The organism is Pseudomonas sp. DF11 (assembly GCF_058148565.1).
The window spans coordinates 36,277-47,029 of record NZ_JBYVYN010000018.1; the positions used below are offsets into that span (position 1 = coordinate 36,277).

Annotated in this window: 8 protein-coding genes; 6 read left to right on the forward strand and 2 right to left on the reverse strand. The window is 60.5% G+C overall.

Annotated features, from left to right (window positions below):
• Positions 1 to 183: 183 nt before the first annotated feature.
• From AC30D9_RS29250 to AC30D9_RS29275, 6 genes are all read left to right on the forward strand, one after another.
• Positions 184 to 4,032, forward strand: a complete 3,849-nt coding sequence (locus AC30D9_RS29250) for a sensor domain-containing protein (protein WP_307576357.1) — start codon at positions 184 to 186, stop codon at positions 4,030 to 4,032.
• Positions 4,033 to 4,261: 229 nt separating this feature from the next.
• Positions 4,262 to 5,515, forward strand: a complete 1,254-nt coding sequence (glyA, locus tag AC30D9_RS29255) for a serine hydroxymethyltransferase (protein ID WP_490145358.1) — start codon at positions 4,262 to 4,264, stop codon at positions 5,513 to 5,515.
• A gap of 223 nt (positions 5,516 to 5,738) precedes the next feature.
• Positions 5,739 to 6,278 (forward strand): hypothetical protein, encoded by a 540-nt coding sequence (locus AC30D9_RS29260; protein WP_490145359.1) that lies wholly within the window; start codon positions 5,739 to 5,741, stop codon positions 6,276 to 6,278.
• Positions 6,279 to 6,580: 302 nt separating this feature from the next.
• Positions 6,581 to 7,894 (forward strand): C4-dicarboxylate transporter DctA, encoded by a 1,314-nt coding sequence (locus AC30D9_RS29265; protein ID WP_134925895.1) that lies wholly within the window; start codon positions 6,581 to 6,583, stop codon positions 7,892 to 7,894.
• Positions 7,895 to 7,953: 59 nt separating this feature from the next.
• Complete coding sequence (locus tag AC30D9_RS29270; RefSeq protein ID WP_490145360.1) at positions 7,954 to 8,658, forward strand: FadR/GntR family transcriptional regulator; 705 nt, start codon at positions 7,954 to 7,956, stop codon at positions 8,656 to 8,658.
• A gap of 22 nt (positions 8,659 to 8,680) precedes the next feature.
• Positions 8,681 to 9,394 carry a GntR family transcriptional regulator gene (locus tag AC30D9_RS29275; protein WP_490145361.1) on the forward strand — a complete coding sequence of 238 codons (714 nt, stop codon included), beginning with the start codon at positions 8,681 to 8,683 and terminating at the stop codon, positions 9,392 to 9,394.
• Here the strand turns inward: AC30D9_RS29275 and yjiA are convergent.
• Together yjiA and AC30D9_RS29285 are read right to left on the reverse strand one after the other, a co-directional pair.
• The gene (gene yjiA, locus AC30D9_RS29280; RefSeq protein ID WP_490145362.1) at positions 9,386 to 10,357 is read right to left on the reverse strand and encodes a GTPase; all 972 of its coding nucleotides are present in this window, start codon (positions 10,355 to 10,357) and stop codon (positions 9,386 to 9,388) included. The two genes, AC30D9_RS29275 and yjiA, sit on opposite strands and share 9 nt — an antisense overlap.
• A 290-nt stretch (positions 10,358 to 10,647) precedes the next feature.
• On the reverse strand, positions 10,648 to 10,753 hold a 106-nt coding region (locus tag AC30D9_RS29285), incomplete at its 5' end, for a CstA-like transporter-associated (seleno)protein (RefSeq protein WP_490143715.1).

The window sequence follows — 10,753 nt, forward strand, 5'->3', positions numbered from 1 at the left end:
ATAGAGCCTGGGAATCTGGAGCTGGAACGCTCTTGTTTGACCGGCAAAGCTACCTCAACCGTCGGTCAAGGTCCAGCCGCCAGGGGCTGGCACTTTGCCACAAGTCAAGGCATGCTAGCCGCCCTTCGGGCGTCCGGCTTATAGTGCACGTCGCGCCAGTCCAGCAAACCGCAGGATTACAGCTTGTCCAACGTCACGCCGCCCCTGTCCCCTCGCGCACCCGCTGTCGTGCCCGGCTCGCCCCTGCGCGGGACATTGAAGGGCGCGCTGGCCACCCTCGTGCTGCTATTGCTCGGGTTGCTGTTCTGGCAATTGCTCGATCAACTGCGCGAAACCCAGCAACAGCAACGCCAATACACCATCGACTACACCGCCGATCTCGCCGCGCAGGTCAGCCTGAACATGGCCCTGAACGCGCAAATCGCCCTCAACCTGCTACCGATCGTCGAACAGCCACAAACAGCCGACGAACAGCGGGCCCTGGTTCGCAAGCTCCAGCAATCGCTTCCGGAATTGCGCAGCCTGGCACTGCTGAGCCCCTCCGGCCGAGTGCTCAGTGACAGCGACGCCGACAGTCACGACGCCGATTACCTGGCTGAGCTGGTGCGACGTAGCCGGGCCCAGGCACATTATTTCAGCAATGCCGAAGACGGCTCCGTGGTGCATCTATTGCTGCACCAGGCCAGCGGTAGCAGCCGTGGCTACTGGGCCCTGCGCCTGACGCCGAGCTTTTTCTCGACCCTGACCAAGCAGGCCGATGTGGGGCTGCGCCCGCTGTGGCTGGTGGAAAACCGTCTCAACCAGCAGATCATCAGCCGCGACGAAAGCCTGCCCTCGAGCAGCCCGACCCATCTGTCGCCGGATGACCTGGAGAACACCGTACTGACAGTACCCCTGAGCAGCAGCGACTGGCAGCTGCGGGGGCTGTTCGACCGTCGCCAGGTGCTCGAGCAACTGCTGCCGGCCTTCATCGGCAAGTGCCTGCTGGGCCTGGCGTTTTCGTTGTTGCCAGTGATCGCGCTGTTGAACATGCGCCGGCGGCAGCGACAGTTGCATGAAGGTCGGCGGCGCTACCAGGACATTTTCGAAGGCACCGGCGTGGCCCTGTGCGTGCTCGACCTGTCGGGGCTCAAGGCCTTTTTTGAGCGGGCCGGCCTGCACAATGGCGATCAACTGCGCGCCTGGATGAAAACCTCTCATCAACTCGAACAATTGCGCCAGGAAGTTCACGTCACCGAAGTCAACCAGATGGCGTTGAAACTGCTCAACGTCGACTCCTGCGACCAGGCCTGGCAACTGCTGGTCGGCAAGGGTGCGCAGGAACACAACCCCGTTGGTTCGAAGCTGCTCGAAGCACTGCTCGACCAACACAAGCAACTGGAACTGGAAATCAAGCTCCAGGACGCCCATGGCCGCGACCAGCACCTATGGCTGGTGTTGCGCCTGCCGGAAAAACAGCACGACTACAACGCGGTCATCCTGAGCATCAGCGACATCACCAGCCGCAAGCTGATCGAACTCTCGCTGCTCGAACGCGAGGGTTTCTGGTCCGACGTGGTGCGCACCGTGCCGGATCATCTCTATGTGCAGGACGTCATCAGCCAGCGGATGATCTTCAGCAACCATCACCTGGGCCAGACCCTCGGATACGACCGTACCGAACTGCACCAGATGGGCGAGTACTTCTGGGAAATCCTGCTGCACAGCGAAGACGCCGATCACTACCACAACCTGCGCCAGGAACAGCGCCGTGGCGGGTATACGCAACTGCTGCAATGCCAACTGCGCTTTCGTCATCGCAATGGCAGATGGCGCTGCTTCGACATCCGTGAACAGGCCCTGGCCCGGGACCGGCACGACCAGGTGACACGCATCATCGGCGTGGCCAAGGACGTCACCGAGCAGATCGAGGCCAGCGAATCGCTGCGCGACAGCGAGCAGCGCTACCGGATGCTCGCCGAAAGCATCAGCGACGTGATTTTCTCCACCGACAACAAGCTTTCGCTCAACTATGTCAGCCCGTCGGTGCAAGCGGTGCTGGGCTATACCGCCGACTGGATTTTCCAGAACGGCTGGCAATCAATCATCGCCAATCCGCAACAACTGACCGGCATCTACAGCCTGATGGACCGGGTCAGCAAGGCCCTCGACAAGCCCGAACAACTGGCCGAGCTGCGCAACCAGATGCAGACCCAGCTATTCCTGTTCGACTGCCTGCGTGCCGACGGGCGCAAGATCCCCATCGAGCTGCGGCTGGTGCTGGTGTGGGATGAAAGCGGCGCGTTCGAAGGCGTGCTTGGCGTCGGCCGCGACATCAGCCAACAGCGTCGTGCCGAAAAAGACCTGCGCATGGCCGCCACGGTATTCGAGCATTCGACTTCGGCAATCCTGATCACCGACCCGGCCGGCTACATTGTCCAGGCCAACGAGGCGTTCAGTCGCGTCAGCGGTTATGCCGTGTCGCAAGTGCTGGACCAGTTGCCCAACATGCTGACCGTGGACGAGCAGCAGGAAGCGCACCTGCGCTACGTGCTCAAGCAATTGCAACAGCACAGCACCTGGGAAGGCGAAGTCTGGCTCAAGCGCCGCAATGGCGAACACTATCCGGCCTGGGTCGGCATCACCGCCGTACTGGATGACGAAGGCGACCTGGCCAGCTATGTGTGTTTTTTCAGCGACATCAGCGAACGCAAGGCCAGCGAACAACGTATTCATCGCCTGGCCTATTACGACGCCCTGACTCACCTGCCCAACCGCACGCTGTTCCAGGATCGCCTGCACACCGCGCTGCAATCGGCCGAGCGGCAGAAGACCTGGGTGGTGCTGATGTTCCTCGACCTGGACCGTTTCAAGCCCATCAACGACTCCCTGGGCCACGCCGCCGGCGATCGGATGCTCAAGGAAATGGCCACGCGCCTGCTCGGCTGTGTCGCCGACGACGACACCGTGGCGCGCATGGGCGGCGACGAATTCACCCTGTTGCTGCAGCCGCGCGCCAGTCGCGAAATGGCGTTGAACCGGGCCATTACCGTGGCCGAGCAGATCCTCGCCAGCCTGGTCCGGCCATTCGTGCTCGAAGGCCGGGAGTTCTTCGTCACCGCCAGTATCGGCATCGCCCTGAGTCCCCAGGATGGCAGTGAACTGAGCCAGTTGATGAAAAACGCCGACACGGCCATGTACCACGCCAAGGAACGCGGCAAGAACAACTTCCAGTTCTATCAGGCCGACATGAACGCCAGCGCCCTGGAGCGCCTGGAACTGGAAAGCGATTTGCGCCACGCCCTGGAACAGAACGAGTTCGTGTTGTACTACCAACCGCAGTTCAGCGGCGATGGCAAACGTTTGACCGGCGCCGAAGCGCTGCTGCGCTGGCGCCATCCACGTCGCGGCCTGGTGCCGCCGGGAGACTTCATCCCGGTACTCGAGGAACTCGGGCTGGTGGTGGACGTCGGCGACTGGGTCATCACCGAAGCCTGTCGGCAGCTCAGGACGTGGCACCAGGCCAAGGTCCGGGTACCCAAGGTCTCGGTCAACATTTCCGCCCGGCAGTTCTCCGACGGCCAGTTGGGCACGCGCATCGCCAATATCCTGCGCAGCACCGGCTTGCCGCCGGCCTGCCTGGAGCTGGAACTGACCGAAAGTATCCTGATGCGCGAAGTCAGCGAGGCGATGCAGATTCTGGCCGGCTTGAAAAACCTGGGACTGAGCATCGCCGTGGATGACTTCGGCACCGGCTATTCATCGCTCAACTACCTCAAGCAATTCCCCATCGATGTGCTGAAGATCGACCGCACGTTCGTCGACGGCCTGCCGTCCGGCGAGCAGGATGCGCAGATTGCCCGGGCGATCATCGCCATGGCCCACAGCCTCAACCTGGCGGTAATCGCCGAAGGGGTCGAGACCCACGAGCAACTGGACTTTTTGCGCGAACACGGCTGTGACGAAGTCCAGGGCTACCTGTTCGGTCGACCGATGCCAGCCAACCGGTTCGAAGCGCAGTTCAGCAATGATGCGTTGTTCATGCTCGACTGAAATCCCCGCTGCCTGGACTGGCCTCATCGCGAGCAGGCTCGCTCCCACATTTGGACCTGCGTACACATAACCCTGTGGGAGCGGGCCTGCTCGCGAAAGGGCCAATCCGGGCGACGCTGAGCGCTGCGTGAAACCCATTCGTCCGCGACATGATGTCCTTTCATATGCCTTCCAAAACCGGTTGGGTTAGAATGCCCCCCTTTTCTGCCCCCGATCCTTGAGGACCGCCATGTTCAGCCGTGATTTGACTATTGCCAAGTACGACGCCGATCTCTTTGCCGCCATGGAGCAAGAAGCTCAGCGCCAGGAAGAGCACATTGAGCTGATCGCTTCGGAAAACTACACCAGCCCCGCGGTGATGGAAGCTCAAGGCTCGGTACTGACCAACAAGTACGCCGAAGGCTATCCGGGCAAGCGCTACTACGGTGGTTGCGAGTATGTCGACGTGGTCGAGCAACTGGCCATCGACCGCGCCAAGCAACTGTTCGGCGCCGATTACGCCAACGTCCAGCCCCACGCAGGCTCCCAAGCCAACGCCGCCGTATACCTGGCGCTGCTGTCGGCCGGTGACACCATCCTGGGCATGAGCCTGGCCCACGGCGGTCACCTGACCCACGGCGCCAGCGTTTCCTCCTCCGGCAAGCTGTACAACGCCATCCAGTACGGCATCGACGGCAACGGCCTGATCGACTACGACGAAGTCGAGCGCCTGGCCCTGGAACACAAGCCGAAAATGATCGTGGCCGGTTTCTCCGCCTACTCCCAGGTTCTCGACTTCCCGCGCTTCCGCGAGATCGCTGACAAGGTCGGAGCCTACCTGTTCGTCGACATGGCCCACGTGGCCGGCTTGGTCGCCGCTGGCGTCTACCCGAACCCGGTGCCATTCGCCGACGTGGTCACCACCACTACCCACAAGACCCTGCGCGGTCCACGTGGCGGCCTGATCCTGGCTCGCGCCAACGCCGACATCGAGAAGAAGCTGAACTCCGCCGTGTTCCCAGGCGCCCAAGGTGGCCCGCTGGAGCACGTGATCGCTGCCAAGGCGATCTGCTTCAAGGAAGCCCTGCAACCTGAGTTCAAGGCTTACCAGCAGCAAGTGGTGAAAAACGCCAAGGCCATGGCCGGCGTGTTCATCGAGCGCGGCTTCGACGTGGTCTCCGGCGGTACCGAGAACCACCTGTTCCTGCTGTCCCTGATCAAGCAAGAGATCTCCGGCAAAGACGCCGACGCGGCGCTGGGCAAGGCGTTCATCACCGTGAACAAGAACTCGGTGCCAAACGACCCACGCTCCCCGTTCGTCACCTCGGGCCTGCGTTTCGGCACCCCGGCCGTGACCACTCGCGGCTTCAAGGAAGCCGAGTGCAAGGAACTGGCCGGCTGGATCTGCGACATCCTGGCAGACCTGAACAACGAAGCGGTCATCGATGCCGTGCGTGAGAAGGTCAAGGCTATCTGCAGGAAACTGCCGGTATACGGCGCTTAATTCAGCCCGTCAGACCGCAGCAAAAAGGCCCGCATCGAAAGATGCGGGCCTTTTTTATTAGTCTTGAACAAGACAAGATCCATTAACCAAGTTACCCACAACAATATATAGCACTCGCCACGCACTTAACTTCCTGCAATACAGACAACACCACCGACAATCAATAAACCAATATTATCCAGCTCGTCCCACCTCAAAACTCAATACAGGATTCAATTATCACATGGACAGTGAAAAATCTTTTCATGCAACACTTAGCATGTTTGACGCACACGTAAATCTACTTGAAGCGCTGCATGGCAAACCCGCGATGGCGACCGTCAGTTCATTCAGCGGTGGATTCTTTACCGGCAAACCGCAAACCCATGACCACTCGCATTTGCTCGGCATGCGCAGCGAAGCCCAGGGCGTGGACTGCACTCAATTAATGCTGCATTTCCGGCCTACGCCTCATGGTTACATCCTGACCCTGAAGAACCCCGGCGAGCACTATAACAAACTGATCAGCAAGAGCTGGCTTGAAGTACTTGGCGCAGAAAATTCCAATACAGTTAATCCGACGCGCTTCATTCTTATCGATCATCAGCAAAACATTATCACCCGCACTAACATCAATACCCAGCACACTCCCATCTCGCTCATGACCGCGACCAATAAATATGTCGGAGGACTAAGAATGCGCGGATCGCCTTATATTTATCTTGCCGAAACCGAGGAAAAATCAAAGATAACTTTTATCTTGAGTCTGCGTGAAAGCGTATAGACCAGCTAAAGACCTAAAAACAGGCAGCCCCCGTGGCGAGAGGTTTATCCCCTCGCCACAGGGGCTGTCTCAGGCTGATTGGCTGAAAATTTTTTTATTGGAAGAGAAGGCTCAAGCACAAGGGTTTCGTCACAACTGGTAAGACCGGTCATGCCAAAACCTACAAACCAGCTTGCAAACCCTGAAAAACACCGCCTAGACTGCGCCTGCACTGGACAAACCGGTAAGACCACAATAATGAAGTCCTGACGCCAACAGCCCTCGCGCCGGCGGACAAGGACACCGAACCAGGAATCCCTCCCATGCTCAAATGGTGCTCGCGGTCGATCTTCCTTCAAGTTGTCCTCGGACTGGTGCTCGGCATCGTCTGCGGGCTTACCCTTCCCGAATACTCCGCACAGCTCAAACCCCTCGGCGATGGCTTTATCAAGCTGATCAAGATGCTCATCGGCCTGATCGTGTTCTGCGTGGTGGTCAGCGGCATCTCCGGTGCCGGCGACCTGAAGAAAGTCGGACGCATTGGCCTCAAATCGGTCATTTATTTCGAAGTACTCACCACCATCGCCCTGGTCCTCGGCCTGGTGCTCGCCTTCAGCACTGGCATCGGCAGCGGGGCGAACATTCATCTGGAGCAGTTTTCCAGCACGGACATGGGTGATATCGCTCAGCGTGGCCAGCACATGGTCACCACCACTCAGTTCCTGATGAACCTGATTCCAACCTCGGTGATCGGCGCATTCGCCGACAACAACATTCTGCAGGTGTTGCTGTTCTCGGTACTGTTCGGCAGTGCGCTGAATCTGGTGGGCGACGCGGCTTCCGGCATTTCGCGGTTGATCAACGAACTCAGCCACGTGATCTTCCGCATCATGGGCATGATCGTGCGCCTGGCCCCTATCGGCGTGTTCGGCGCCATTGCCTTCACCACCAGCAAATACGGCCTGGACTCGCTGCAACACCTGGGCAGCCTCGTCGGGCTGTTCTACCTGACCTGCATCGCTTTTGTCGCGGTGATCCTGGGCCTGGTCATGCGTGCGTCGGGCCTGCCGATGCTGCCGTTTCTCAAATACCTGCGCGAAGAGCTGCTCATCGTCCTCGGCACCGCTTCGTCCGATGCCGTGTTGCCACAGATCATGCGCAAGCTCGAACACCTGGGGATCGGCAGCTCCACCGTGGGCCTGGTCATTCCCACCGGCTACTCGTTCAACCTGGATGGTTTTTCGATCTACCTGACCCTGGCGATTGTCTTCATCGCCAACGCGACCGGTACGCCCCTGGCCCTGAGCGATCTGTTGACCATCCTGCTGGTCTCGCTGATCACCTCCAAGGGTGCCCACGGGATTCCGGGCTCGGCGCTGGTGATCCTGGCGGCCACGCTGACCGCGATCCCGGCAATTCCGGTGGTCGGCCTGGTGCTGGTATTGGCCGTGGACTGGTTCATGGGCATTGGTCGCGCCCTGACCAACCTGATTGGCAACTGCGTGGCCACCGTGGCGATTGCCCGCTGGGAAAAAGACATCGATGTCCCTCGGGCGCGCAAAGTACTGTCCGGCCAACAGGGTTATACCTTCCAATCGAGAAAACCGGTGGGCACTGCCCATCATCAGCAATTCTGAAAGACGGCGGTGCCGGCCCGCGAACCGGCACCGCCTGAGTGATTTTCAAGGAGTGGCATGTGATCAGTTCATCAACCGTCGTCAATTCCGTGGTGGAGAAACTCCGCGCCGCCCTGGCCCGAGGCCAATGGCGCTCGGGCGAGATGCTGCCCGGCCAACGCGAGCTGGCCGAACAACTAGGCATCAGCCGGCCAAGCCTGCGTGAAGCGGTGATTGTGCTGGAGACCCTGGGACTGGTGCGCTCGATGCCCGGCAAGGGCGTCGTGGTGCTGGAGGCCACGTTCAGCGATACGGCCGGTGAAAGCAGTGCCATGGCCGGTGCGAGCCTGGAAGATGTGCTGCAACTGCGCTACACCCTGGAGCCCTTCATCGTCGGTCTTGTGGCCCAGTCCATCAGCAGCAAGGAAGTCGGCCAGTTGCGCCTGACCCTCATGGACATGCGCGAAGCCCTGGAAGCCGGCGACAGTGACGCCTGCGCCAACGCCTACATTGCGTTTCATGAAGAGCTGTTTGCCCTGACGTCCAACCCGATCTTCCAAAGCGTGGTCCAGCAGACCAGCAACGCGCTCAAGCAAAGCGCCGATGTGCTGCGCAATTCGCCCGAGCACCTGGCCGAACGCCTGGAAGAGAACGAAGCCGTGGTCCGTGCCATCCGTGGCAAGAACAGCGCCCAGGCCAGCGCTGAAATGCGTCGGCACATACTCCGGGAAGGCCAGCGCATGGGCATCGAATTGAATATTCCGGACGACAACCTAGGCGCCTGAACCATTGCCTGCGGAGACCGCCATGAACTCTCTCGTTTCCCATCAACATAATCGCAATATGCTTGCCGCCCTGCCCCTGCCCGGCCGGATCGGCAAACCGTCGGTGGACGATATCTACCCGCGGATTTTCGATGCCATCCTCGAACAACGCATTGCCCCGGCCAGCCGTTTCACCGAGGAAAGCCTGGGGGATGTGTTTGGTGTCAGCCGCAGCATCATTCGCCGCGTCCTGGCGCGCCTGTCTCACCAGCAAGTGGTGATCCTGCGCCCGAACCACCGGCCACAAGTCGCCGCGCCAGACCTGGAGCAGACCCGGCAGATCCTCCATGCCCGCCGCCTGGCTGAGCAGACCCTGGTGCGTCTGGCCTGCAAGGCACCGCAACCGCAGGATCTACGGCACCTGCGGGATCTGGTGGAACAGGAACAGCGCTGCCTGGATCGCGGCGAGCGCGGCCCGGCGATACGCTTGTCCGGGGAGTTTCACCTGTACTTGGCGACGATGGCTGGCAACGCGCCATTGGCACAATTCCTCGGTGGCCTGGTGCCATTGACCTCGCTGGCCCTGGCGCGGCACGAGGTCAAATCCCGTCGGCACTGCGCCTGGCAGGAACACCTGGAAATCGTCGATGCCGTGGAAAGCCGCAACGTCAACGAAGCGCTGCGACTAATGGATGAACACCTGGACCATCTGGAGCAAAAACTGCTGCAGGCCGCAGGCACGGGATCGTCAAAGTAGCGCGGCTTCGAAGCCGGCGCGGATCTTCTCTTCGGGCAGTTCGTCGGCGATGAACACCATCACGCTTTCCCGGGCCTCGCCTGGCGCCCATTCGGTGTCCCAATCGAAACCGTACAACTTGAGCACGCCCTGGAACACCAGCCGCCGGGACTCACCGGCGATGTTCAGCACGCCTTTGTAGCGCAGCAATTGCTTGCCATGTTCTTCCAGCAACTGGTTCATGAACTCGCTGAGCTTGTCGATATCCAGCGGCTTGTCGGTACGCAGCACCAGACTACTGATGCGGTCGCCCGGGGTCGCCTTGCTGACTGGGCGCAGGCTGAACCCCGCGCCCAGGTCGGCATTGAGATTGAAACCACGGATGTCGAGCAGCTCAGCCAGATCGATCCTGCCGTGTTCGACCACCCTGATCGGCGCGCGCCGGTTGATCCGCGTCAGACGCTCGCCAAGGGCTTCGACCCGGGCCGCATCCACCAGGTCGGTCTTGCTCAAGAGCAGGCGGTCGGCAAAACCGACCTGGGCCTGGGCGATGGCCTGGGTCAGGTGGATCTCGGCGTGCGCGGCGTCCACCAGGGTCAGGATCCCGTCGAGGATATAGCGCTCGCGCAGGTCCTCGTCGATGAAGAACGTCTGCGCCACCGGTGCCGGATCAGCCAGGCCGGTGCATTCGATCACCAGGCGGTCGAAGGCGATTTCGCCGCTGTCCAGTCGTTCAAGCAGCAGGTACAGGGCCTTGGTCAGGTCGGTGTGGATGGTGCAGCACACGCAACCATTGGCCAGGGTCATGACTTGCACCGGCTCGTCGCCCAGCAGTTGGGTATCGATGCCGGCATCGCTGAATTCATTCTCGATCACGGCGATTTTAAGGCCGTGCTCGGCCTTGAGCAGATAGCGCAACAGCGTGGTCTTGCCGGCGCCGAGGAAGCCGCTGAGGATGGTGACCGGGATGGGAGAGGACAACATGGTTCTCCTGTTTCGAAATTAAAGAAAAGCACAAGCCAATGTGGGAGCGAGCTTGCTCGCGATAGCGGTGGGTCAGTCGGTATTGATGCTACTGACCTGACGCCTTCGCGAGCAAGCTCGCTCCCACAAGGGATCTGTGCTGTATGCAAATGTTGAGGCCACCCCAAAACAACTGTGGGAGCGGGCTTGCTCGCGATCGCGGTGGGTCAGCCACATGATCTGCTAGCTGACACTACGCCTTCGCGAGCAAGCCCGCTCCCACAAGGAGTTATCTCAACCCAAGCGGTGCTTCAACAGCACTTGGGCCCACCCTTGCCACCGTAACGGGCCTCCTGGCGTTCGCGGAAGAACGCCTCGTAGTCCATCAACGGTTTGTCCGGGTGTTTGGTCTGCATG